A 23128-nucleotide genomic window follows, 5' to 3' on the forward strand; every position below is an offset into this window, starting at 1 on the left:
AGAGAATCATGAAGTACATAATCGACATCGTGCATGGCTTCTTCACCCAGCTTCGCAGCCTGGTGATGATCTTCGGCCATGCCTTCCGCAAGCGCGACACGCTGCAGTACCCGGAAGAACCGGTCTACCTGCCGCCGCGCTACCGTGGCCGCATCGTGCTGACCCGTGACCCCGATGGCGAAGAGCGTTGCGTAGCCTGCAACCTGTGCGCCGTGGCGTGCCCGGTCGGCTGCATCTCGCTGCAGAAAGCTGAAACCGAAGACGGTCGCTGGTACCCGGACTTCTTCCGCATCAACTTCTCGCGCTGCATTTTCTGCGGCCTCTGCGAGGAAGCCTGCCCGACCACCGCGATCCAGCTGACACCGGATTTCGAGATGGCCGAGTTCAAACGTCAGGACCTGGTTTACGAGAAAGAAGATCTGCTGATCTCCGGCCCCGGCAAAAACCCTGATTACAACTTCTATCGTGTTGCAGGTATGGCGATTGCCGGTAAGCCGAAAGGCGCCGCGCAGAACGAAGCCGAACCGATCAACGTGAAGAGCTTGCTGCCTTAAGGAAGAAAGATGGAATTCGCTTTCTATTTCGCATCGGGTATCGCTGTGGTGTCCACGCTTCGCGTGATCACCCACACCAACCCCGTGCACGCCCTGCTCTACCTGATCATTTCGCTGATCGCCGTGGCCATGACGTTCTTCGCCCTCGGCGCACCGTTTGCCGGTGTCCTGGAAGTGATCGCCTACGCTGGCGCCATCATGGTGCTGTTCGTGTTCGTGGTGATGATGCTGAACCTCGGCCCGGCCTCGGTTCAGCAAGAGCGCGTCTGGCTCAAGCCGGGCATCTGGCTCGGCCCGGTGATTCTCGGCGCGCTGCTGCTGGCTGAATTGCTGTACGTGCTGTTCAGCCACCAGAGCGGCCAGGCCATCGGCCACACCACCGTAGACGCCAAGGCCGTGGGCATCAGCCTGTTCGGTCCGTACCTGCTGGTGGTCGAACTCGCCTCGATGTTGCTGCTTGCGGCAGCCGTCACGGCGTTCCACCTGGGCCGCAACGAAGCCAAGGAGCAATGACGATGCCTGCTATCCCTCTGGAGCATGGTCTGGCGGTCGCCGGCATCCTGTTCTGCCTCGGTCTGGTCGGCCTGATGGTCCGCCGCAACATTCTTTTCGTGCTGATGAGCCTGGAGGTGATGATGAATGCCTCCGCCCTGGCGTTCATCATTGCCGGTAGCCGCTGGGCGCAGCCGGATGGACAGATCATGTTCATCCTGGTGATCAGCCTCGCAGCCGCCGAGGCCAGTATTGGCCTGGCGATTCTGTTGCAGCTGTACCGCCGCTTCCACACTCTCGATATCGACGCTGCCAGCGAGATGCGCGGATGAATCTTCTCTATCTGACTTTCGTATTCCCTCTCATAGGTTTCCTGCTGCTGTCGTTCTCACGCGGCCGCTTTTCGGAAAACCTGTCGGCGCTGATTGGCGTCGGTTCCATTGGCCTGTCTGCCATCGTCACGGCTTACGTGACCTGGCAATTCAACGTCGCCCCGCCGGAAGGCGGCCACTTCACCCAGGTGCTGTGGCAGTGGATGGCGGTCGAAGGCTTCACGCCGAACTTCGCGCTGTACCTGGACGGCCTGTCCGTGACCATGCTCGGCGTGGTCGTCGGCGTCGGCTTCCTGATCCACCTGTTCGCGTCCTGGTACATGCGCGGTGAAGACGGTTACTCGCGCTTCTTCGCCTACACCAACCTGTTCATCGCCAGCATGCTGTTCCTGATTCTCGGCGATAACCTGTTGTTCCTGTACTTCGGCTGGGAAGGCGTGGGCCTGTGCTCGTACCTGTTGATCGGTTTCTACTACAGCAACCGCAACAACGGCAACGCGGCACTCAAGGCGTTTATCGTCACCCGCATCGGCGACGTGTTCATGGCCATCGGCCTGTTCATCCTGTTCGCCCAGCTGGGTACGCTGAACGTCCAGGAACTGCTGGTGCTGGCACCGCAGAAATTCCAGGCCGGCGACTTCTGGATGGTTCTGGCCACCCTGATGCTGCTGGGCGGCGCGGTCGGTAAATCGGCGCAACTGCCGCTGCAAACCTGGCTGGCGGATGCGATGGCCGGTCCTACCCCGGTGTCGGCACTGATCCACGCGGCAACCATGGTGACCGCGGGCGTTTACCTGATCGCCCGTACCCATGGCCTGTTCACGTTGGCGCCGGAGATCCTGCACCTCGTCGGCCTGGTCGGCGGCGTGACCCTGGTCCTCGCCGGTTTTGCTGCACTGGTACAGACGGACATCAAACGTATCCTCGCCTATTCGACCATGAGCCAGATCGGCTACATGTTCCTGGCGCTGGGCGTGGGTGCCTGGGACGGCGCGATCTTCCATCTGATGACCCACGCGTTCTTCAAGGCGCTGCTGTTCCTTGCTTCCGGTGCGGTGATCGTTGCCTGCCACCACGAGCAGAACATCTTCAAGATGGGCGGCCTGTGGAAGAAACTGCCGCTGGCCTACGCCAGCTTCATCGTCGGCGGCGCGGCACTGTCTGCCCTGCCACTGGTGACCGCAGGCTTCTATTCCAAGGACGAAATCCTCTGGGAAGCGCTCGCCAGCGGCAACCACGGTCTGCTCTACGCAGGTCTGGTCGGCGCCTTCATGACCTCGCTGTACACCTTCCGCCTGATCTTCATCGCGTTCCACGGTGAAGCGAAGACCGAAGCCCACGCCGGTCATGGCATCGCTCACTGGCTGCCACTGTCGGTGCTGATCGTGCTGTCGACCTTCGTCGGCGCGATGATCGTTCCGCCGCTGCACGGCGTGCTGCCGCAAAGCGTCGGCCATGCCGGCGGCGAAGCCAAGCACAGCCTGGAAATCGCCTCGGGCGCCATCGCCCTGGCCGGTATCCTGCTGGCCGCGCTGCTGTTCCTCGGCAAGCGTCGTTTCGTCACTGCAATCGCCAACAGCGGCATCGGCCGCTTCCTTTCGGCCTGGTGGTTCGCTGCCTGGGGCTTCGACTGGATCTACGACAAACTGTTCGTCAAGCCATACCTTGCGATCAGCCACGTACTGCGCAAAGACCCGCTCGACCAGACCATCGGTCTGATCCCGCGTATGGCCAAAGGCGGTCACAACGCCCTGAGCCGTACCGAAACCGGTCAACTGCGTTGGTACGCAGCCTCGATGGCAGCCGGCTCCGTGCTGGTCATCGGCGCCATCGTGCTGGTAGCGGTCTGAATATGAACCTTGCGAACTTGCGAAAGGAATTGAGCCCGTCATGATTCTGCCTTGGCTAATCCTGATCCCCTTCATCGGCGGCCTGCTGTGCTGGATGGGTGAGCGCTTCGGCGCCACCCTCCCCCGCTGGATTGCGCTGTTGACCATGACCCTGGAACTCGCGCTCGGCCTCTGGCTGTGGGCCCACGGTAACTATTCATTTGCACCGGCGCCGGGCGCCGATCCGGTCTGGGCGCTTGAGTTCAAGCACCTCTGGATCCAGCGCTTCGGCATCAGCGTGCACCTGGCCCTCGATGGCCTGTCGCTGCTGATGATCCTGCTGACCGGTCTGCTGGGTATCCTCTCGGTGCTCTGCTCGTGGAAAGAGATTCAACGTCACGTTGGCTTCTTCCACCTGAACCTGATGTGGATCCTGGGCGGCGTCGTCGGCGTGTTCCTTGCCCTCGACCTGTTCATGTTCTTCTTCTTCTGGGAAATGATGCTGGTGCCGATGTACTTCCTCATCGCGCTCTGGGGTCACAGTTCTTCGGACGGCAAGAAAACCCGGATCTACGCGGCGACCAAGTTCTTCATCTTCACTCAGGCCTCCGGCCTGATCATGCTGGTGGCGATCCTCGGTCTGGTGCTGGTCAACTTCAACAACACCGGCGTGATTACCTTCAACTACGCCGACCTGTTGAAAACCAAGATGTCGCTCACGACCGAGTACATCCTGATGCTCGGCTTCTTCATCGCCTTCGCGGTGAAGCTGCCGGTCGTGCCGTTTCACTCCTGGCTGCCTGATGCTCACGCCCAGGCGCCAACCGCGGGCTCCGTCGACCTGGCGGGTATCTTGCTGAAAACTGCTGCCTACGGTCTGCTGCGTTTCGCCCTGCCGCTGTTCCCGAATGCGTCGGCCGAGTTTGCGCCGATTGCCATGACCCTCGGTCTGATCGGGATCTTCTACGGCGCGTTCCTGGCCTTCGCCCAAACCGACATCAAGCGTCTGATCGCCTTCTCGTCCGTTTCCCACATGGGTTTCGTCCTGATCGGCATCTACTCCGGCAGCCAACTGGCGCTGCAAGGCGCCGTCATGCAGATGCTGGCGCACGGTGTGTCGGCCGCGGCACTGTTTATCCTGAGTGGTCAGCTGTACGAACGCACCCACACCCGTGACATGCGTGAAATGGGTGGCCTGTGGTCGAAGATCGCTTACCTGCCGGCCATCAGCCTGTTCTTCGCCGCCGCGTCACTGGGCTTGCCGGGCACCGGTAACTTCGTGGGTGAGTTCCTGATCCTGATCGGCACCTTCGCCAGCGCGCCATGGATCACGGCGATCGCCACGACCGGCCTGGTGTTCGGCTCGGTCTACTCGCTGATCATGATCCACCGTGCGTACTTCGGTCCGGCCAAATCGGACGCGGTACTGCATGGCATGGACGGTCGTGAACTGATCATGGTGGTCGGCCTGGCGGTGTTGCTGATTTACATCGGCGTGTACCCGCAGCCATTCCTCGATACCTCTGCTGCGACGATGCATGGCGTGCAGCAATGGCTCGGCACCGCCTTCACTCAACTCGCTTCGGCCCGGTAAGAGCGCTATGGAATTCACGACTCAACACTTTATCGCGCTAGCGCCGCTGTTGATCACCACCGCCACGATCATCGTGGTGATGCTGGCGATTGCCTGGCGCCGCAACCACTCGCAGACCTTCCTGATTTCCGTGGCGGGTCTGAACCTGGCGCTGCTGTCGATCCTGCCTGCCTTGAAAGTCGCGCCGCTGGCCGTGACCCCACTGTTGCAGATCGATAGCTTCGCCTGCCTGTACATGGCACTGATCCTGGTCGCCACCCTCGCCTGTGTGACCCTCGCCCACGCCTACCTCGGCGATGGCGGTTCGGGTTACCCGGGCAACCGCGAAGAACTGTACCTGCTGATCCTGATGGCCGCCGCCGGTGGCCTGGTTCTGGTCAGCGCGCAGCACCTGGCCGGGTTGTTCATCGGTCTGGAGCTGCTGTCGGTGCCGGTCTACGGTCTGGTGGCTTACGCCTTCTTCAACAAGCGTTCGCTGGAAGCCGGTATCAAGTACATGGTGCTGTCGGCCGCCGGTTCGGCATTCCTGTTGTTCGGTATGGCCCTGCTCTACGCCGACTCCGGCAGCCTGAGCTTCGTCGGTATCGGCCAGGCCCTCGCGGCCACCGGCCTGCCAAGCTCGCTGGCGCAAATCGGCCTGGGCATGATGCTGATCGGCCTGGCGTTCAAGCTGTCGCTGGTGCCGTTCCACCTCTGGACCCCGGACGTTTACGAGGGTGCTCCGGCGCCGGTGGCAGCGTTCCTGGCCACCGCCTCGAAAGTCGCAGTGTTCGCGGTGATGGTGCGTCTGTTCCAGATCTCGCCAGCAGCCAGTAGCGGTGTACTCAGCGACGTGCTGACCATCATCGCCATCGCCTCGATCCTGTTCGGTAACCTGCTGGCACTGACCCAGAGCAACCTCAAGCGTCTGCTGGGTTACTCGTCCATCGCCCACTTCGGCTACCTGCTGATTGCCCTGGTGGCGAGCAAGGGTTTCGCCGTGGAAGCTATCGGCGTGTACCTGGTCACCTACGTGATCACCAGCCTCGGCGCCTTCGGCGTGATCACCCTGATGTCCTCGCCGTACAACGGCCGTGACGCGGATGCCCTGTACGAATACCGCGGCCTGTTCTGGCGCCGTCCGTACCTGACCGCCGTCCTCACCGTGATGATGCTGTCCCTGGCCGGCATCCCGCTGACCGCGGGCTTCATCGGCAAGTTCTACATCATCGCCACCGGTGTCGAGTCGCACCAATGGTGGCTGGTCGGTTCCCTGGTACTGGGCAGCGCCATCGGCGTCTTCTACTACCTGCGCGTCATGGTCACCCTGTACCTGATCGAACCGAACCTGCGTCGCCACGATGCCCAACTGCACTGGGAACAACGCGCAGGTGGCGTGATGCTGCTGGCCATCGCCGTACTGGCGTTCTTCCTCGGGCTGTATCCACAACCGTTGCTGACGCTGGTTCAGCAGGCGGGCCTGGCGGGTTGATCGCTTAGCAAGACTCGGTAGAAAACGGAAACGGCACCTTCGGGTGCCGTTTTTGCGTTTGTAGGATTTGTTACTGCTGCTGCCCCTTTCTCCTCAGTTCCCGAAAGCTCTCGCCGCATTACCCGTTTCGTCCTACAACCGGATTGGGGCTATCGGCTCTATCTTGAACGCATGCTGATTGGAGCAATCGTAACGAGAGCGAATAAATGAAACATGACACCTTTTCTGAATGGGTTGATGGCTTCGAAACCTTGGACATTGGCCGCCAACGTACAATTATGCGACTCCCCTATCGAACGAAATTCGCCACCAGTCCACTGCGCTGCACAGAGGTGGCTTGCAACTTTGCAGCTCCAAAATATTTTGGCTATATTTGTCCAGAATATGAGGAGGAAGTGATGATCATCGTTCCGCTAGCCGAAGCAAAAAACAACCTGTCCAAACTCGTCGATGACGCCGCCTCTGGAAAGGTCATCACCATCGCGAAACATGGTCGGGCCCTTGCTTGCCTGGTTCCGGTGAAAAAGCCCCGTGGTCAGCGAATCGGGTTGATGAAAGGTAAACTGGTGCTTCGTGAAGACTTCGATGCCCCACTGCCGGATGACATGCTTGATGCGTTTGAGGGTAATCGGGAATGAGGCTTCTGCTCGATACGCACATCCTCCTGTGGACACTCAGTGATGATTCCAGACTGTCTGGTCATGCCAGAAAGCTTATCGACGGCGCAACCGACATCTACGTCAGTGCGGCGACATTCTGGGAAATGGCAATCAAGGTCGGTCTGGGCAAGCTGCAGGTAGATCTGGAGGAAATCCGCCTTTACTGCGTCGAAAGCGGGTTTATCGAACTGCCGGTGACGTCGGAACATGCGATTGCCGTGAAAGACCTCCAACATCACCACCGTGACCCGTTCGACCGTCTGATTATTGCCACCGCCATGACTGAGCCCATGAAGCTACTGACTGCTGACCCATTGGTTGCGAAGTACACAGATTTAGCTGTTCTGGTTTAAGGCGACGCGGAAAAACAAGTCACTGTTATTCCGGCAAACGCCCCGACGCCCTCGGGGCGTTTGCTTTTGTGCGGGCACCACAGACTTCCTGGGTTGAATGAGATAGGCGAGCCTGCCCATCTGCCTGAAGACCCGCCAGACTCCATAGGAAAAATCGCTGCGCACACGTTCCGGAGCCTTCAGAACCAAGCAGTCATCGCGATTTGGCCACCCAACGAGCTGAGATTTCCTACACCTCGTTCGACTTCATCGCTTAAGCGAATGTGGCATCTATTCGGCATTCCCCCGGATTTACGAATCGCAATCGTCAATTGCCGATTAATGTGTACGTATTTCCATATGCCGGGAATAACGACATTGAAACTTTTGGTCATTTTTGACCGCTCAATTTTCAACTCATACAGTGACCCCGTGCTTGATTCAGCACATCCACCCTCAAACAATAAAAGAGAGTCTGATTATGGGTTACTTAACCATGAACGCTAATAAACTTACCGACCTCCAACAACAGGAAGCCCCGGCACCGGAGCAACTTGAAGAACTGCAACTGACCGAGGCTGAGCAGGCCGAACTGGAAGTCGTTTAAAAAATCGGGGGCTTTAAAGGCCCCCGTTTTTCAAGGAGCGAACAATGGACAGTTTCACAAGTGCGGAACGAGAACTCACCCTCACACAGGCCGAACAGCGTATCCGGGCCGACCTGGAGCATCTGAGACTTCACGCGGAATCTCGCGTGCTGGGCCAACAGATCGTCGCTGTTCAGGTCACGGTCAGTTCTGACGACCAGCAGAGCATCGCCAGGGGAGCGGGCAAAGGCTACCTTCAGCATGCCCAGGTCGGTGCCCTTTACGAAACACTGGAACATTATTTAAGTGATCACCTCATCACTGCAGATATTCAATGCATCGCACCCAGTTACTTCGCCAACTCGCAACTACTCATCGACGACACTGTTCTTGCGCCACTGATTGAACAACCCCATGCATTGACTGCCTGCAGAACGTATACGGACGCACTCAAACAAAGCTCCTTCTATTACCCGGTTGCGTTATGCACACCCGACTATGCACAACACCCGTTGAAACACGACACGACAAACTACAGCGTACTAAGACGCTACGCCTCTAACAGCGGAACAGCCATCGGCGCCAGTTACAACGAAGCAGTCCTGCACGCGGCCAATGAATGCATTGAGCGGGATGCGGTCTCGCTGTTTCTGCTGGAGCATTTCTACTACGAAAACCGGCCGGCGCTGCGCCGGGTTGTTCGCGTGGCGGAGCACGATGAACTGGGTCGACTCTGGCGGGACGCCGAAGCGGAGGTCGGTGCGGAAATCATTCTGATCGACATCAGCACCGAGTTCCTGCCACACAGCTTCCTGGCGTTCTCATCTGCACCCGGCGCCCAGCCCAACGTGTTTGGCAGCGGCTGCTCGATCAGCGCTCGACATGGCGCCTGGCGGGCACTCACCGAACTCGTCCAGATGCATCACATGACCGCAGGGCCGGAACTGCAACACCACTTGAACAACGCACGACGACACCTGAGCCCATTCCCTCGCCTGCAGCGCTGTCTGCAGTTCGATCTGTATCCACTGCTCAGTTTGTGCGAGCAGATCACGGTCGAATTACCCGACGCGGTCATCGAGTGCCCGGTGGATGAGCAAATCCATCTGCTGGCCGAAGACCTGCACCGGCATGGCCGCAGGCTGGGAGTCACCCGGCTGCATCAAACCCCACTGGGGACCACCCTGGTCAATGTCGTGATTCCCGGGCTGGAACGGTTTTTCGTCGTTTCCAGCGGCAATGTGGTGATCCCGCAGGCACGCGGTCGCAGTCTGCAACGGCATCAGGGGGCAAACGCATGACCCCGGCCCTTCGTCGAGAACACCACCTCGCTCAATCCCCCTCCCCTCAAAAGGCTGCGCCGGGCGAACTCGATTGCTACATCGAACCCTTCGGACCCGGCCTGCAACACCTGTTCGTCCTGCGCGTGAGCGGCCACGACTGGATCGGTCGCAAAGTCCTGCAACACAGTGACAGCGAGGGCTGGTACGTCAGCAGCCTGCTCAAACCCTCGATGTTGCTCGGGCCGCTGGCCGAATGGCAGTGGGGTGATCAAGGTGCGGTGATCTATTTTCGCGCGGTGTCTCCACGGGACAAGGAAACCGCGTTCCACAGCGCATTGGCGCAACCGGACAGCGACGTGCGCTTCCCCTTCCCCGCCCTGGATCACAATGGCCTGGAGTGTGTATGCCCGCCCGACTACTGGCAGTGCACCGAGTCGCTCGCGACCCAACTGAATGTCGACGAAGGTCATTTCCGCGAGCATTGCGCAACCCTGCTGAATACCCTCACGCAGCCGGGAGCGCTGATCCACGACCCGGCGTGCTCTACGGGCGAATTCATTGCGCACCTGGCCTACCAACTCGCGGATCGCCAATGCCGCGGGTCCGACCGCTCAGCCTCGATGATCGAGCATGCCCTGAAACGTCATGGCTCTTCACCTGCCCGCTTCTCCGTGGCCGACGCCCGCCAGATAGCCACGACCGGCAGGCAATGCGACGTGCTGATCCTGCGTTTTCTCAATACCGAAGTGATGACCCGCGAGGACGCGCAGCAAACCTTCCACGACATGGTCCCGTGCGTTAAACCCGGCGGCACGATCCTGCTGTTCGGGCATACGCCGGTGCTGGTCGCCGTGCCCTATCTGGCGCAGGTGCAAAAGCTTGAACTGATCTCCAGCGTCGCAGCACGTCCAGGGCATTTGGAGCTGTTTCAGTTCTACCGACTGAGGAAGCCTGCCTGATGATGAAAAACGGCACCCGAAGGTGCCGTTAAACAGTACAGGTCCGCCGTTTACTTACGCGCATCCGCCCACGATTTGAGCAGCTCGTTGTAGCTCACGGTTTCGCCTTTAGGCTTCTCGTTCGCCAGTTTCGGCTTTGGAGCACCCGGTTGGTCGAACCAGTATTGCGCGTCGCGCTCCGGGTTCATTTTCGGCCCGCAGACCGGTTGTGCCTTGGAGCGCTCCAGACGGGTCATGATCGCGTCCTGATCCTTGGCCAGCCCATCCAGCGCTTGCTGCGGCGTTTTCTCACCGCTGGCCGCTTCGGCAATGTGGCTCCACCACAGTTGTGCCAGACGCGGATAATCCGGCACGTTGGTCCCGGTCGGCGTCCATTGCACTCGAGCCGGGCTGCGATAGAACTCGACCAGGCCACCGAGTTTCGGTGCCAGGTCGGTCATGGCTTGCGAGTTGATGTCCGACTCGCGGATCGGGGTCAGGCCGACGATGGTTTTCTTCAGCGATACGGTTTTCGAGGTGACGAACTGCGCATACAGCCAGGCCGCCAGTTTCTGTTTCTCAGGCGTGGACTTCATGAACGTCCACGAACCCACATCCTGATAGCCCAGCTTCATGCCCTCTTCCCAATACGGGCCACGCGGCGACGGCGCCATCCGCCACTTCGGCGTGCCATCGGCGTTCACCACTGGCAGACCTGGCTTGGTCATGTCGGCCGTGAACGCGGTGTACCAGAAGATCTGCTGGGCGATGTTGCCCTGGGACGGCACCGGGCCGGATTCGGAGAAGGTCATGCCTGCCGCTTCCGGTGGTGCGTAGGCCTTCATCCAGTCGACGTATTTCTGCGTGGCAAACACCGCGGCCGGGCCGTTGGTGTCGCCGCCACGGGTTACGCTGGAACCGACCGGGTGGCAATCCTCGACGCGGATCCCCCACTCGTCCACCGGCAAGCCATTAGGCAAGCCCTTGTCGCCGCCACCGGCCATGGAGAACCAGGCATCGGTGAAGCGCCAGCCCAGCGAAGGGTCTTTCTTGCCGTAGTCCATGTGCCCATAGATACGCTTGCCGTCGATTTCCTTGACGTCTTCGCTGAAGAACTTGGCGATGTCTTCATAGGCAGACCAGTTCACCGGTACGCCCAGTTCATAGCCGTACTTTTCCTTGAACTTGGCTTTGAGCTCCGGACGTTCGAACCAGTCGGCACGGAACCAGTAGAGGTTGGCGAACTGCTGGTCGGGCAGTTGATAGATCTTGCCGTCCGGCGCGGTGGTGAAGGAAATGCCGATGAAGTCCTTGATGTCCAGGGTTGGCGAGGTGAAGTCCTTGCCTTCGTTGGCCATCAGATCGGTGATCGCCTCAGTCTTGCCATAGCGGAAGTGCGTACCGATCAAGTCCGAGTCGTTGACCCAACCGTCGTAGATGCTTTTGTCCGACTGCATCACGGTCTGCAGTTTTTCCACCACATCGCCTTCCTGCAGCAGATCGTGGGTGACCTTGATCCCGGTGATCTCGGTGAACGCCTTGGCCAGCACCTTGGACTCATACTCGTGGGTGGTCAGGGTTTCCGAGACGACCTTGATGTCCATCCCGCGAAACGGCTGCGCCGCCTTGATGAACCACTTCAGTTCCTCGAGCTGCTGATCCGCCGTCAGGGTGGACGGTTTGAATTCGCTGCCGATCCATTTTTTCGCCGCGTCTTCGTAGGCATCAGCCCAGGCAGACGCGCTCAAACCGCTGAGTGCCAGCATGGCTGCCAATGAAATGCTATGTCGCAGCTTATTGTTTTTGTCGAACATAGAGACCTCCTGTTTAGGTTTCGGAGCAACATTGCCGAGCGATTCGACTAGCCCCAACGCATCACAGCCAACAGCCACACCAGGGACAACGCAGACGCTACCCAGATGCTCCAGTCGGTCGCGCCAATGACCAGCAAATGCAGGTAGGCGCTACCGAGAAGACCGATAAACAGCCGATCGCCACGGGTGGTGGCAATCGGCAGGAAACCTCGCCGAAGAATGCTCGGCGAGCGCAACTCCCAGGTCGTCATGCCCACCAGGATCAGGCCAATGACGATAAAGAATGCCGCTGTAGGGGTGGTCCAACTCATCCATTCCATCATCAGTTCCTCATACCCGGCCCAGGGCAAAGCCCTTGGCCACGTGGTTGCGAACGAACCAGATCACCAGCATGCCCGGCAGGATGGTCAACACCCCCGCCGCCGCCAGCACGCCCCAGTCGATGCCGGAGGCCGAGACGGTTCGGGTCATCACCGCCGCGATCGGCTTGGCGTTCACCGACGTCAGGGTGCGCGCCAGCAACAGCTCGACCCAGGAAAACATGAAGCAGAAAAACGCCGTCACGCCGATGCCCGAGCCAATCAGCGGCACGAAAATCTTTACGAAGAACTTCGGAAAGCTGTACCCGTCGATGTAGGCCGTCTCGTCGATTTCCTTGGGAACCCCGGACATGAAGCCTTCGAGAATCCACACCGCCAACGGCACGTTGAACAGGCAATGGGCCAACGCCACCGCGATGTGCGTGTCGAACAGGCCGATCGAGGAATACAGCTGGAAGAACGGCAACAGGAATACCGCCGGCGGTGCCATGCGGTTGGTCAGCAGCCAGAAAAACAGGTGCTTGTCACCGAGGAAGCGATAGCGCGAGAACGCATACGCCGCCGGCAACGCTACGCTCAGCGAGATCACCGTGTTCAGGCTCACGTAGTACAGCGAGTTGAGGTAGCCGGTGTACCAGCTCGGATCGGTGAAGATCACCTTATAGTTGGCGAGGGTGAAATTTTGCGGAAACAGCGTCAGGCCACCGAGGATTTCGGTATTGCTCTTGAAGGACATGTTCAGCAGCCAGTAGATCGGCACCAGCAGGAACAGGATGTAGATCAGCAACGGGATGAGTTTTCGCTTGCTCATGGCAGACCTCAGCGGTTGGCGTCAGAGTGAGTCATGGCGGTATAGAACAGCCAGGACACCAACAGGATGATCAGGAAGTACACCAGCGAGAAAGCTGCCGCCGGGCCAAGGTCGAATTGCCCTACGGCCATCTGGGTCAACGTCTGGCTCAGGAAGGTCGTGGCATTCCCAGGACCACCCCCCGTCAACACGAACGGCTCGGTGTAGATCATGAAACTGTCCATGAAGCGCAACATCACCGCGATCAACAGCACGCTCTTGAGCTTGGGCAACTGGATGTGTCGGAAAACCGCCCAGGCCGATGCCCGATCGATTCGCGCCGCCTGGTAGTACACGTCCGGGATGGCCCGCAACCCGGAGAAACACAGCAACGCCACCAGCGACGTCCAGTGCCAGACGTCCATCACCAGCACCGTGACCCAGGCGTCCATGGTGTTCGCCGCATAGTTGTAGCTGATGCCCATGGCATTAAGGGTTGAACCCAGCAGGCCAATGTCGGCCCGGCCAAAAATCTGCCAGATCGTGCCGACCACATTCCAAGGGATCAGCAGCGGAATCGCCAGGATGATCAGCACCAGCGACGACCAGCGTCCCTTGGTCGGCATCGTCAGGGCAATGGCGATGCCCAGCGGAATCTCGATCAGCAACACGCAGCCGGAGTAGATGAACTGCCGCAACAGCGAATCGTGCAGCCGTGGATCGAGCAATACCTGCTTGTACCAGTCGGCGCCGACGAAGTAGCGGCTGGACTGGTCGAAGATGTCCTGCACCGAGTAGTTGACCACAGTCATCATCGGGATCACCGCACTGAACGCCACCAGCAAAAACACCGGCAGGACCAGCCACCAGGCCTTGTTGTTCTGCACCTTGTTCATGGCTGCTCCCCGTTATTGGCGTGCGCTGACAGCAGATAATCGTCGGCGTAGACCATCAGCCACTGCGCAGGAAAACTGATATACGCCGTGCCTTCCGGCACCGGTTTGTCTTCCGCCAGGCGCACTTTCAACGGCGCGCCATCCAGATTCAGCGTCATGATCTTGTAGGTGCCGAGGTCTTCAACGTGTACGACCTGTGCCTGCATCGCGTCGTCGAACGGCTCGTCCCACACGTGCACGAACTCTGGACGGATGCCGACCTTCAGGGTTTTCCATTTGGACTCGGCGATGCGTTGCTGTTGCGCGTCGGACAACGGCAGATGCGTCGAGGCGAAACCAACCCCGCCCGGCTGCGGCTGCACCTCGATCAGGTTCATCCCCGGACTGCCGATGAAGTAACCGACGAAGGTGTGGCTCGGCCGCTCGAACAATTCCCGCGGCGTGCCGAACTGCACGATCTGCCCGCCGTACATCACCGCGATCTTGTCGGCAAAGGTCGAGGCCTCCAGTTGATCATGGGTGACGTAGACCATGGTGATGTTGAACTGCTCGTGGATCTGCTTGAGCTTGCGCCGCAGCTTCCACTTCAGGTGCGGGTCGATCACGGTCAGCGGCTCATCGAAGAGGATCGCCGACACGTCATCGCGTACCAGCCCACGGCCCATGGAAACTTTCTGTTTTTCGTCGGCGGTGAGGTTGCGTGCCTTTTTGTTCAGCAGCGCCTGGAGGTCGAGGACCTCGGCAATTTCCTGCACCTTGCTGTGAATTTTCGCTTCGGCCATGCCCTGGTTGCGCAGGGGGAACGCCAGGTTGTCGAACACCGTCATGGTGTCGTAGACCACCGGGAACTGGAAAACCTGGGCGATGTTGCGCTTCTCGGGCGTCAGGTCGTTGACCACTTTACCGTCAAACTGCACCTCGCCCTGGGACGGGCTGAGCAGCCCGGAAATGATGTTGAGCAAGGTCGACTTGCCGCAGCCCGAAGGCCCGAGCAAGGCATAGGCACCGCCCTGTTCCCAGACGTGGTCCATCTCGCGGATCGCGTAATCCTCGGGGCCGCTCGGCGTGCGCGTGTAGCTGTGAGCGAGGTTGTGCAAACGGATTTCGGCCATCAGGCAACCCTCGCGATACGGCGACCGGGCGCCTGGACCAGTCGTCCCTGCGCATCGAACACAAACAGTTTATGGGTCGGGATGTAGATGCGAATCGGTGCATCGACGTCGTATTCGTGAACGCCCGGCAAATGCAGGACCAGCAGGAAATGTTCGTTGCGCACGTGGAGGAAAGTTTCCGAACCGCTGATCTCGGCGACTTCAACGGTCACCGCCAGTTCGAGGTCGTCGTCGTTGCTCGGCACCAGCGAGATATGGCTCGGGCGCACGCCGAAGCGGAACTCACCCTCGCCTACCGGACGCAGATCCACATTCAACGGAAAGTGCACGAAGTTGGCGAAGCTGACTTCATTGCCGGCAATCCGACCTGGCATCAGGTTGATCGGTGGCTCGGAGAACAATTCGGCGGCGAGCACGGTTTGCGGCTGGTGATAAACCTCGGAAGACTTGCCGCTCTGGATCACCCGGCCTTCATGAAGAATGGTGGTGGTGCCGCCCAGTGCCAGGGCCTCGTTAGGCTCGGTGGTGGCATAAATTGCAATGGTGTGCCGCGCCTTGAACAGCTCGCGCATTTCCTGGCGCAGCTCTTCGCGCAATTTGTAATCGAGGTTGACCAGCGGTTCGTCGAACAGAATCAGCTCGGCGTCCTTGACCAGCGCCCGGGCCATGGCGGTGCGCTGTTGCTGGCCGCCGGAGAGTTCCAGCGGATGGCGCTGGAGAAACTTTTCGATGCGCAGCATCTTCGCGGTTTCCAGCACTTTGCTCTGGATCAGCTCGTTGGACACACCGCCCTGGCGCAATGGCGAAGCGATGTTCTCGAACACCGTCATGGTCGGGTAATTGATGAATTGCTGATAGACCATCGACACGTTGCGCAAGCGCACCGGGCGCTGGGTGACGTCGACGCCGTTCATCAGGATGCGGCCGCTGTCGGGCTTGTCCAGACCGGCCATCAGGCGCATGAGGCTGGTTTTGCCGGACAGCGTGCGGCCGAGCAGAACGTTGAAGGATCCGGGTTCGAAACTAAGGCACGCATCGTCGATCCAGGTCTGACCCTCGACGGTGCGGCTGACGTGCTCCAGAGTGAGTGACATGGCTCGGCCTTTTTATTATTGGAGTCAAGCGACCGGAGCGATAGAGCGAGTTTCGTGCCAAAAAGTGCAACGTATTGATCTGATTAAGAAATCGTTGAAAGGTTAGGAGAAGCACTTTCGTTGCTGAACACAAATGAACAACCGTAAATGAACAACTGAACAATTCAACGGTTGACAATGAACAATAGTGAACAACACTCTACAGACCGCCACACCCCCTGTAGGAGCGAGCTTGCTCGCGATGGACGTGAGAGCGCTGCCGAGTGTCAGGCTGCCAGCGTTATCGTTAACCACCATCGCGAGCATGCTCGCTCCTACAGGGGGGTCGTGCGTGATAGAAGTATTCATAAAAACAATAAAAGCTTGTTCAGAGATCGACTGCCATGGCCGCACCCGCCTCGCCACTTTCCCACGACGCCGTCATCCAGGACTCCTGGTCCCGCTGCCGCGCGTTCGGCCTCGATCATCAAAGTACGCCCGCGTTCGACCAACTGCCGGCGGCAGACATCGCGCAGTTGCTGGAGAGCCAGCATTCACTGGTGCAGACCACCCACCAGGAAGTCTTGCCTTACTACGAGAACATCCTCAGCAATTCCAATTGCCTGATTATGCTCGCCGACAATCAGGGCCAGGTGCTCACCTCCTGGGGCACCCAGCGCTTCATCGAGCCGAACCTGACCCGAGGCTTCAGCGCTGGCGCCAGCTGGATCGAACGCTGCAGCGGCACCAATGCGATCGGCACCGCGCTGGCCTGTGAGCAGGCGGTGCACATCGAACACGATGAACACTTCCTCAAGGCCAACCGCTTCATGACCGGTTCCGCGGCGCCGATTTTCGATGCCGAACGCAAGGTGATCGCGGTGCTGGACGTGTCCAGCGACAGCTACCTGCCGCCGTCCCACACCCTCGGCATGGTCAAGATGATGAGCCAGACCGTGGAAAACCGGCTGATCCTCAACCTGTTCCATGGCCAGCACTTTCAACTGACGTTCAACACCGGGTTGAATAACCTCGACAGCCAGTGGGCCGGGTTATTGATTTTCGATGAAACCGGCCAGGTGCTCTCGGCCAACCGCCGGGCCGACAATCTGCTGGGCATCAGCCTGTCGCGGGTGAGTGTCGAGAGCCTGTTCAAGGTTTCGTTGCTGGAGCTGTTGAACCAGCCGGATGGATTGCCCTTCGCCCTGCAAGCGTCCGGACGCAACCGCTTCCAATGCGTGTTGCGGCGTCCGAAACAGGCTCAGATTCAGCCGCGGCTGTTCGCTGAACCGAAAAGTAATGAACCCATCGTCAATACGCCCGCCGCGATCAGCCTCAATACCCTGCACTTTGGCGACAGCCGCGTGGAAAAAGCCGTGCGCCAGGCCGAACGCTTGCTGGAGAAAGACATTCCGCTGCTGATCCACGGCGAAACCGGGGTCGGCAAGGAAGTGTTCGTCAAAGCCCTGCACCAAGCCAGCTCCCGGAGCAAACAACCGTTCATTGCCGTCAACTGTGCGGCGATCCCCGCCGAACTGGTGGAATCGGAGCTGTTTGGCTACGAGAAAGGCGCCTTCACCGGCGCCAACCAGAAAGGCAGCATCGGCCTGATTCGCAAGGCCGACAAGGGCACGCTGTTCCTCGATGAAATCGGTGACATGCCGCTGCCGACCCAGGCGCGCCTGTTGCGGGTGTTGCAGGAACGTTGCGTGCAGCCGGTGGGCAGCAGCGAGCTGTTTGCGGTGGACATCCGCATCATTTCGGCGACCAACCGTTCGTTGCGTGAACAGGTGCAGCTGGGGCGGTTTCGCGAGGACTTGTATTACCGGATCGGTGGACTGACCCTGGAACTGCCGCCGCTGAGGGAGCGCAGCGACAAGCAGGCACTGTTCAAACGCTTGTGGGAACAGCATCGCGAGCCGTCGCAATGGGCCGGGTTAAGCCGCGAGGTGATGGAGTTGTTCAGCCGTCATCCGTGGCCGGGGAATCTGCGCCAGGTCAGCAGCGTGATGCAGGTGGCGCTGGCCATGGCCGAGGAACAACCGGTGCGGCCAGAGCATTTGCCGGATGATTTTTTTGTCGATCTGGAGATGGAGCCGGTGGGGTCGCTGGAGCCGCTGGCGGTGGACCTGGATGATGCCGAAGATTTGAATCGGCAGTTGCAGGCGGTGGGGGGGAATATTTCGCACCTGGCGCGGCGGCTTGGGGTCAGTCGCAATACCCTCTACAAGCGATTGCGCCAGTCGGACAGCTGACTGCTGCGCAGTCAATCGCGAGCAGGCTCGCTCCCACAAGTTTTCCGCAATCCCTTGTGGGAGCGAGCCTGCTCGCGATGAGGCCAGCCAAGGCACCGCCGGTATCCGCGGGGTCCCAAAAACAAAAACCCGCACAAGGCGGGTTTTGTTTTTCAACCAGTACAGCCGCTATCAGTCCGTCAACCGCCAGGTCGTGCCGCCCTTGCCGTCTTCCAGCACCACGCCCATGGCGGTGAGCTGGTCGCGGATGCGATCGGATTCAGCCCAGTCCTTGGCCGCACGCGCTGCCAGACGCGCGGCAATCAGCGCATCGACTTCAGCCGCATCGACCCGCCCTTCGGCGCCGGCCTGCAGGAAGTCATCGGCTTCCAGCTGCAGCACGCCCAGCACGCTCGCCAGTTCTTTCAGGCGCGCCGCCAGACCCGCCGCCGCATCCAGATCGCTTTCACGCAGACGGTTGATCTCGCGCACCATCTCGAACAGTACCGCGCAGGCTTCCGGCGTACCAAAGTCGTCGTTCATCACCTGGGTGAAGCGCTCGACGAAGGCTTCGCCACCGGCCGGCGCCACGTTCGGCAGGCCTTTCAACGCGTGGTAGAAACGCTCGAGTGCGCCCTTGGCGTCCTTGAGGTTGTCTTCCGAGTAGTTGATCGCACTGCGGTAGTGGCTCGACACCAGCAGGTAACGCACGACTTCCGGGTGGTACTTTTCCAGCACGTCGCGAATGGTGAAGAAGTTGTTCAAGGACTTGGACATCTTCTCGCCATTGATGCGAATCATGCCGCAATGCATCCACGCGTTTGCGTAAGTCTTGCCGGTGGCCGCTTCGCTCTGGGCGATTTCGTTTTCGTGGTGCGGGAACTCGAGGTCGCTGCCGCCACCATGAATGTCGAACGTCTCACCCAGGCAGCAGGTCGACATCACCGAGCATTCGATGTGCCAGCCCGGACGACCGTCGCCCCACGGCGAAGGCCAGCTCGGCTCGCCCGGCTTGGCGCCCTTCCACAGCACGAAGTCCAGCGGGTCCTGTTTCGACTCGTCGACTTCGATCCGCGCGCCAATGCGCAGGTCTTCGATCTTCTTGCGCGACAGCTTGCCATAGCCCATGAACTTGGCGACGCGGTAATACACGTCGCCATTGCCCGGGGCGTAGGCGTAACCCTTGTCGATCAGGGTCTGGATCATGGTCTGCATGCCGGCGATATGATCGGTGGCCCGCGGCTCCATGTCCGGTTTGAGGATATTGAGGCGCGCCTCGTCCTCGTGCATTGCGGTGATCATGCGCTCGGTCAGCGCGTCGAACGGCTCGCCGTTCTCCTTCGCCCGATTGATGATCTTGTCTTCGATGTCGGTGATATTGCGCACGTAGGTCAGGTTGTAACCGCTGAACCGCAACCAGCGGGTCACCAGGTCGAACGCGACCATGCTGCGCCCGTGGCCAATGTGGCAATAGTCGTACACGGTCATCCCGCAGACGTACATGCGCACATTATTGCCATCCAGCGGCTTGAAGACTTCTTTGCTCTTGGTGAGCGTGTTGTAGATAGAAAGCACGTCAGTATCCTTGAATCACTGGCCCCACGAATCACGCAAGGTCACGGTACGGTTGAACACCGGAGCCCCCGGTTTCGAGTCCTTGATATCCGCGCAGAAGTAACCTTCGCGCTCGAACTGGAAACGGTCTTCCGGCTGTGCATTGCCCAGCGACGGCTCGGCACGACAACCGGTGAGCACTTGCAGCGAGTCAGGGTTGATGTTGTCCAGGAAACTGGCGCTGTCTTCGGCCTTCTCAGGGTTCGGCGAGCGGAACAGACGGTCGTACAGACGCACTTCGCACTCGATGCTGGCGGCGGCCGGCACCCAGTGGATCACGCCCTTGACCTTGCGCCCTTCCGGGTTCTTGCCCAGGGTGTCCGGGTCGTACGAGCAACGCAGTTCGACGATGTTGCCGTCGGCGTCCTTGATCGCTTCGTCGGCACGGATCACGTAGCTGCCGCGCAGGCGCACTTCGCCGTTCGGTTCCAGGCGCTTGTAGCCTTTTGGTGGCTCTTCCATGAAGTCATCGCGGTCGATGTAGATTTCACGGGAGAACGGCAGCTTGCGCACGCCCAGTTCTTCTTTCTGCGGATGACGCGGCAGCTCGAGATGATCGACCTGGTCTTCCGGGTAGTTGGTGATCACGACCTTCAGCGGTCGCAGCACGCACATGGCGCGCGGGGCGTTCTGGTCCAGATCCTGACGAATGCTGAATTCGAGCATGCCGAAGTCGACCACGCCATCGGAACGGTTGGTGCCGACCATGTCGCAGAAATTACGGATCGACGCCGGCGTGTAGCCGCGACGACGGAAGCCCGACAGGGTCGACATGCGCGGGTCATCCCAGCCATGCACGTGCTTTTCATCGACCAGTTGCTTGAGCTTGCGCTTGCTGGTGATGGTGTAGTTCAGGTTCAGGCGGCTGAACTCGTACTGGCGCGGCTGCGCCGGCACCGGCAGGTGCTCGAGGAACCACTCGTACAGCGGGCGGTGGCTTTCGAATTCCAGGGTGCAGATCGAGTGGGTGATGCCTTCGATGGCGTCCGACTGACCGTGGGTGAAGTCATAGTTCGGGTAGATGCACCACTTGTCGCCGGTCTGGTGGTGATGGGCGTGACGGATGCGGTACATGATCGGGTCGCGCAGGTTCATGTTCGGCGAAGCCATGTCGATCTTGGCCCGCAGCACGCGTGCGCCGTCCGGGAATTCGCCGGCACGCATGCGGGCGAACCAGTCGAGGTTTTCTTCCACGGAGCGATCACGGAACGGACTGTTCTTGCCTGGCTCGGTCAGGCTGCCACGGTATTCCCTGGCCTGCTCCGGGCTCAGGTCATCGACATAGGCCTTGCCGGCCTTGATCAGCTCGACGGCCCAGTCGTGCAGCTGGTCGAAATACTGCGAGGCGTAGCGCACTTCGCCAGACCATTCGAAACCCAGCCATTTGACGTCGCTTTCGATCGCGTCGATGTATTCCTGGTCTTCCTTGGCCGGGTTGGTGTCGTCGAAACGCAGGTGCGTGACGCCGCCGAATTCCTGGGCCAGACCGAAGTTCACACAGATCGACTTGGCGTGACCGATGTGCAGGTAGCCGTTGGGCTCAGGCGGGAAACGGGTGACGATCTGCGTGTGCTTACCCGAGTCCAGGTCCGCCTGGATGATCGGGCGCAGGAAATTGACCGGCACGGCAGGGCCGGTCTTGGAATTCGAGGTAGGGTCGACAGTGGGCTTGCTCATAGGATCCTTGAACGTACAAGTGCGCGGCCGGAAGACAGCCTGACAAAACAAAGCCGCTATCATAGCCGATGCCGTCAAGCCGCTGACAGAGCAGGCCGGAAAACGGCTGCATTTAATCGGATGCAAATGAAAAACAGCCTCGAAATTCGCGCCCGGCACGCTAAACTGCGCACCTTGGTTGATACAGACCAGACCGGTTGCGGGCTGCTGAGCCCCGAAACCCACGAATTCATTGATAGAGTACCGATCATGACCCAAGTCAAACTGACCACCAACCATGGCGACATCGTCCTGGAACTGAACGCTGAAAAAGCCCCGATCACCGTGGCCAACTTCATCGAGTACGTTAAAGCCGGTCACTACGAAAACACTGTTTTCCACCGCGTCATCGGTAACTTCATGATCCAGGGCGGCGGTTTCGAGCCAGGCATGAAAGAAAAGAAAGACAAGCGCCCAAGCATCCAGAACGAAGCCGACAACGGCTTGCCGAACGAGAAGTACTCCGTCGCCATGGCTCGCACCATGGAGCCGCATTCGGCTTCCGCCCAGTTCTTCATCAACGTCGCTGACAACAGCTTCCTGAACCACAGCGCCAAGACCACTCAGGGCTGGGGCTACGCGGTATTCGCTAAAGTCGTGTCGGGCACCGACGTTGTCGACAAGATCAAAGGCGTTTCCACCACCATGAAATCCGGCCACCAGGACGTGCCAGCAGACGACGTGATCATCGAGAAAGCCGAGATCATCGAAGCGTGATACTGCTGATTTCAGACTTGCATCTGGAAGAGGAGCGCCCGGACATCACCCGGGCGTTTCTGAATTTGCTCGCCGGACGCGCCCGCTCGGCGAGTGCGTTGTACATCCTTGGCGACTTTTTCGAGGCGTGGATTGGCGACGACGCCATGACGCCCTTTCAGCGTTCCATCTGCCAGGCCCTGCGCGACCTCAGCGACAGCGGCACGGCGATTTTTCTGATGCACGGCAATCGCGACTTCATGCTCGGCCAGGCCTTCTGCAAACAGGCCGGTTGCACCTTGCTGAAGGACCCAAGTGTCGTGCAATTCTACGGCGAACCGGTGCTGCTGATGCACGGCGACAGCCTCTGCACCCGCGACGAAGCCTACATGAAGCTGCGTCGCTACCTGCGCAACCCGGTCACCCTGTTCATCCTGCGTCACCTGCCCCTGCGCACCCGGCACAAACTGGCGCGCAAACTGCGCAGTGAAAGCCGTGCGCAAACGCGGATGAAGGCCAATGACATCGTCGACGTCACCCCCGACGAAGTGCCGCGGGTCATGCAGGCCCATGGCGTGAAAACGCTGATCCATGGCCACACCCACCGCCCGGCCATCCACAAATTGCAGATTGGCGAACAAGCGGCCAAACGCATTGTGTTGGGAGATTGGGATCGCCAGGGCTGGGCGTTGCAGGTAGACGAGAGCGGATTTGCCCTGGCGCCGTTCGACTTCGCCCCGCCGCCGGCGTTGGCTGCGCCTGCAATCTGACGGCACGCACAAATCCCCTTGTG

At 59.8% G+C, this 23128-nt stretch carries 21 protein-coding genes; 13 read left to right on the plus strand and 8 right to left on the minus strand.

Annotation, left to right across the window (positions count from 1 at the left end):
- The first annotated feature begins 5 nt into the window (after nucleotides 1–5).
- The 10 genes from nuoI (at nucleotide 6) to NTD84_RS28360 (ending at nucleotide 10091) form a co-directional block, all read left to right on the plus strand.
- Nucleotides 6–554 carry an NADH-quinone oxidoreductase subunit NuoI gene (gene nuoI / locus NTD84_RS28315; protein WP_410017387.1) on the plus strand — a complete coding sequence of 183 codons (549 nt, stop codon included), beginning with the start codon at nucleotides 6–8 and terminating at the stop codon, nucleotides 552–554.
- 9 nt (nucleotides 555–563) lie between these two features.
- The gene (nuoJ, locus tag NTD84_RS28320; protein WP_262172360.1) at nucleotides 564–1067 is read left to right on the plus strand and encodes an NADH-quinone oxidoreductase subunit J; all 504 of its coding nucleotides are present in this window, start codon (nucleotides 564–566) and stop codon (nucleotides 1065–1067) included.
- 2 nt (nucleotides 1068–1069) lie between these two features.
- Nucleotides 1070–1378 (plus strand): NADH-quinone oxidoreductase subunit NuoK, encoded by a 309-nt coding sequence (gene nuoK, locus NTD84_RS28325; protein WP_262172361.1) that lies wholly within the window; start codon nucleotides 1070–1072, stop codon nucleotides 1376–1378.
- Nucleotides 1375–3228, plus strand: coding sequence for an NADH-quinone oxidoreductase subunit L (nuoL, locus tag NTD84_RS28330; RefSeq protein WP_262172362.1), 1854 nt, complete (start codon nucleotides 1375–1377; stop codon nucleotides 3226–3228). Before nuoK ends, nuoL begins: the two co-directional genes overlap by 4 nt.
- Nucleotides 3229–3268: 40 nt before the next feature.
- Nucleotides 3269–4801 (plus strand): NADH-quinone oxidoreductase subunit M, encoded by a 1533-nt coding sequence (nuoM, locus tag NTD84_RS28335; protein ID WP_262172363.1) that lies wholly within the window; start codon nucleotides 3269–3271, stop codon nucleotides 4799–4801.
- A 7-nt stretch (nucleotides 4802–4808) separates the two neighbouring features.
- Entirely contained in the window at nucleotides 4809–6272 is a 1464-nt protein-coding gene (nuoN, locus tag NTD84_RS28340; RefSeq protein ID WP_262172364.1) for an NADH-quinone oxidoreductase subunit NuoN, read from the plus strand.
- 206 nt (nucleotides 6273–6478) lie between these two features.
- Complete coding sequence (locus tag NTD84_RS28345; protein ID WP_262172365.1) at nucleotides 6479–6910, plus strand: type II toxin-antitoxin system Phd/YefM family antitoxin; 432 nt, start codon at nucleotides 6479–6481, stop codon at nucleotides 6908–6910.
- Entirely contained in the window at nucleotides 6907–7284 is a 378-nt protein-coding gene (locus tag NTD84_RS28350; protein ID WP_262172366.1) for a type II toxin-antitoxin system VapC family toxin, read from the plus strand. Before NTD84_RS28345 ends, NTD84_RS28350 begins: the two co-directional genes overlap by 4 nt.
- 630 nt (nucleotides 7285–7914) lie before the next feature.
- The gene (locus NTD84_RS28355) at nucleotides 7915–9150 is read left to right on the plus strand and encodes a YcaO-like family protein (protein WP_262172367.1); all 1236 of its coding nucleotides are present in this window, start codon (nucleotides 7915–7917) and stop codon (nucleotides 9148–9150) included.
- On the plus strand, nucleotides 9147–10091 hold the full coding sequence (locus tag NTD84_RS28360) for a class I SAM-dependent methyltransferase (RefSeq protein ID WP_262172368.1): 945 nt from the start codon (nucleotides 9147–9149) through the stop codon (nucleotides 10089–10091). The genes NTD84_RS28355 and NTD84_RS28360 overlap by 4 nt, the downstream gene beginning before the upstream one ends.
- A 50-nt stretch (nucleotides 10092–10141) precedes the next feature.
- Here NTD84_RS28360 and NTD84_RS28365 read toward each other — a convergent pair whose 3' ends face one another.
- Genes NTD84_RS28365 through NTD84_RS28390 form a run of 6 tightly spaced genes read right to left on the minus strand, consistent with a single transcriptional unit; the run spans nucleotide 10142 to nucleotide 16096 of the window.
- The gene (locus tag NTD84_RS28365) at nucleotides 10142–11884 is read right to left on the minus strand and encodes an extracellular solute-binding protein (protein ID WP_262172369.1); all 1743 of its coding nucleotides are present in this window, start codon (nucleotides 11882–11884) and stop codon (nucleotides 10142–10144) included.
- 47 nt (nucleotides 11885–11931) lie between these two features.
- Complete coding sequence (locus tag NTD84_RS28370) at nucleotides 11932–12204, minus strand: DUF2160 domain-containing protein (protein ID WP_007912485.1); 273 nt, start codon at nucleotides 12202–12204, stop codon at nucleotides 11932–11934.
- A gap of 10 nt (nucleotides 12205–12214) precedes the next feature.
- The gene (locus NTD84_RS28375; protein ID WP_262172370.1) at nucleotides 12215–13015 is read right to left on the minus strand and encodes a carbohydrate ABC transporter permease; all 801 of its coding nucleotides are present in this window, start codon (nucleotides 13013–13015) and stop codon (nucleotides 12215–12217) included.
- An 8-nt stretch (nucleotides 13016–13023) separates the two neighbouring features.
- On the minus strand, nucleotides 13024–13890 hold the full coding sequence (locus tag NTD84_RS28380; RefSeq protein WP_262172371.1) for a carbohydrate ABC transporter permease: 867 nt from the start codon (nucleotides 13888–13890) through the stop codon (nucleotides 13024–13026).
- The gene (locus tag NTD84_RS28385; RefSeq protein WP_262172372.1) at nucleotides 13887–15002 is read right to left on the minus strand and encodes an ABC transporter ATP-binding protein; all 1116 of its coding nucleotides are present in this window, start codon (nucleotides 15000–15002) and stop codon (nucleotides 13887–13889) included. The genes NTD84_RS28380 and NTD84_RS28385 overlap by 4 nt, the downstream gene beginning before the upstream one ends.
- Nucleotides 15002–16096: an ABC transporter ATP-binding protein gene (locus tag NTD84_RS28390; RefSeq protein ID WP_046032511.1), complete on the minus strand. Its 1095-nt coding sequence runs from the start codon at nucleotides 16094–16096 to the stop codon at nucleotides 15002–15004. The genes NTD84_RS28385 and NTD84_RS28390 overlap by 1 nt, the downstream gene beginning before the upstream one ends.
- A 383-nt stretch (nucleotides 16097–16479) precedes the next feature.
- Between NTD84_RS28390 and NTD84_RS28395 the strand changes: the two genes are divergently transcribed.
- On the plus strand, nucleotides 16480–18330 hold the full coding sequence (locus tag NTD84_RS28395; protein WP_262172373.1) for a sigma-54-dependent Fis family transcriptional regulator: 1851 nt from the start codon (nucleotides 16480–16482) through the stop codon (nucleotides 18328–18330).
- A gap of 171 nt (nucleotides 18331–18501) precedes the next feature.
- On the opposite strand, the gene cysS is transcribed toward NTD84_RS28395, so the two are convergent.
- Both cysS and NTD84_RS28405 read right to left on the minus strand, forming a co-directional pair.
- The gene (gene cysS, locus NTD84_RS28400; protein WP_262172374.1) at nucleotides 18502–19884 is read right to left on the minus strand and encodes a cysteine--tRNA ligase; all 1383 of its coding nucleotides are present in this window, start codon (nucleotides 19882–19884) and stop codon (nucleotides 18502–18504) included.
- Nucleotides 19885–19899: 15 nt separating this feature from the next.
- Nucleotides 19900–21600, minus strand: a complete 1701-nt coding sequence (locus NTD84_RS28405) for a glutamine--tRNA ligase/YqeY domain fusion protein (RefSeq protein WP_262172375.1) — start codon at nucleotides 21598–21600, stop codon at nucleotides 19900–19902.
- Between the two features lie 249 nt (nucleotides 21601–21849).
- Between NTD84_RS28405 and NTD84_RS28410 the strand changes: the two genes are divergently transcribed.
- Nucleotides 21850–22356 carry a peptidylprolyl isomerase gene (locus tag NTD84_RS28410; protein ID WP_262172376.1) on the plus strand — a complete coding sequence of 169 codons (507 nt, stop codon included), beginning with the start codon at nucleotides 21850–21852 and terminating at the stop codon, nucleotides 22354–22356.
- Nucleotides 22353–23105, plus strand: a complete 753-nt coding sequence (lpxH, locus tag NTD84_RS28415) for a UDP-2,3-diacylglucosamine diphosphatase (protein WP_262172377.1) — start codon at nucleotides 22353–22355, stop codon at nucleotides 23103–23105. The genes NTD84_RS28410 and lpxH overlap by 4 nt, the downstream gene beginning before the upstream one ends.
- The last annotated feature ends 23 nt before the right edge of the window (nucleotides 23106–23128 follow it).

The organism is Pseudomonas sp. 14P_8.1_Bac3 (assembly GCF_025466085.1).
Classification (GTDB): Bacteria; Pseudomonadota; Gammaproteobacteria; order Pseudomonadales; family Pseudomonadaceae; genus Aquipseudomonas.

Bases quoted from the DNA above. Each gene is read 5' to 3' on its own strand.
- nuoJ (WP_262172360.1), top strand. From the start codon at position 564: ATGGAATTCGCTTTCTATTTCGCATCGGGTATCGCTGTGGTGTCCACG.
- nuoK (WP_262172361.1), top strand. From the start codon at position 1,070: ATGCCTGCTATCCCTCTGGAGCATGGTCTGGCGGTCGCCGGCATCCTG.
- nuoL (WP_262172362.1), top strand. From the start codon at position 1,375: ATGAATCTTCTCTATCTGACTTTCGTATTCCCTCTCATAGGTTTCCTG.
- nuoM (WP_262172363.1), top strand. From the start codon at position 3,269: ATGATTCTGCCTTGGCTAATCCTGATCCCCTTCATCGGCGGCCTGCTG.
- nuoN (WP_262172364.1), top strand. From the start codon at position 4,809: ATGGAATTCACGACTCAACACTTTATCGCGCTAGCGCCGCTGTTGATC.
- NTD84_RS28345 (WP_262172365.1), top strand. From the start codon at position 6,479: ATGAAACATGACACCTTTTCTGAATGGGTTGATGGCTTCGAAACCTTG.
- NTD84_RS28350 (WP_262172366.1), top strand. From the start codon at position 6,907: ATGAGGCTTCTGCTCGATACGCACATCCTCCTGTGGACACTCAGTGAT.
- NTD84_RS28355 (WP_262172367.1), top strand. From the start codon at position 7,915: ATGGACAGTTTCACAAGTGCGGAACGAGAACTCACCCTCACACAGGCC.
- NTD84_RS28360 (WP_262172368.1), top strand. From the start codon at position 9,147: ATGACCCCGGCCCTTCGTCGAGAACACCACCTCGCTCAATCCCCCTCC.
- NTD84_RS28365 (WP_262172369.1), bottom strand. From the start codon at position 11,884: ATGTTCGACAAAAACAATAAGCTGCGACATAGCATTTCATTGGCAGCC.
- NTD84_RS28370 (WP_007912485.1), bottom strand. From the start codon at position 12,204: ATGGAATGGATGAGTTGGACCACCCCTACAGCGGCATTCTTTATCGTC.
- NTD84_RS28375 (WP_262172370.1), bottom strand. From the start codon at position 13,015: ATGAGCAAGCGAAAACTCATCCCGTTGCTGATCTACATCCTGTTCCTG.
- NTD84_RS28380 (WP_262172371.1), bottom strand. From the start codon at position 13,890: ATGAACAAGGTGCAGAACAACAAGGCCTGGTGGCTGGTCCTGCCGGTG.
- NTD84_RS28385 (WP_262172372.1), bottom strand. From the start codon at position 15,002: ATGGCCGAAATCCGTTTGCACAACCTCGCTCACAGCTACACGCGCACG.
- NTD84_RS28390 (WP_046032511.1), bottom strand. From the start codon at position 16,096: ATGTCACTCACTCTGGAGCACGTCAGCCGCACCGTCGAGGGTCAGACC.
- NTD84_RS28395 (WP_262172373.1), top strand. From the start codon at position 16,480: ATGGCCGCACCCGCCTCGCCACTTTCCCACGACGCCGTCATCCAGGAC.
- NTD84_RS28405 (WP_262172375.1), bottom strand. From the start codon at position 21,600: ATGAGCAAGCCCACTGTCGACCCTACCTCGAATTCCAAGACCGGCCCT.
- NTD84_RS28410 (WP_262172376.1), top strand. From the start codon at position 21,850: ATGACCCAAGTCAAACTGACCACCAACCATGGCGACATCGTCCTGGAA.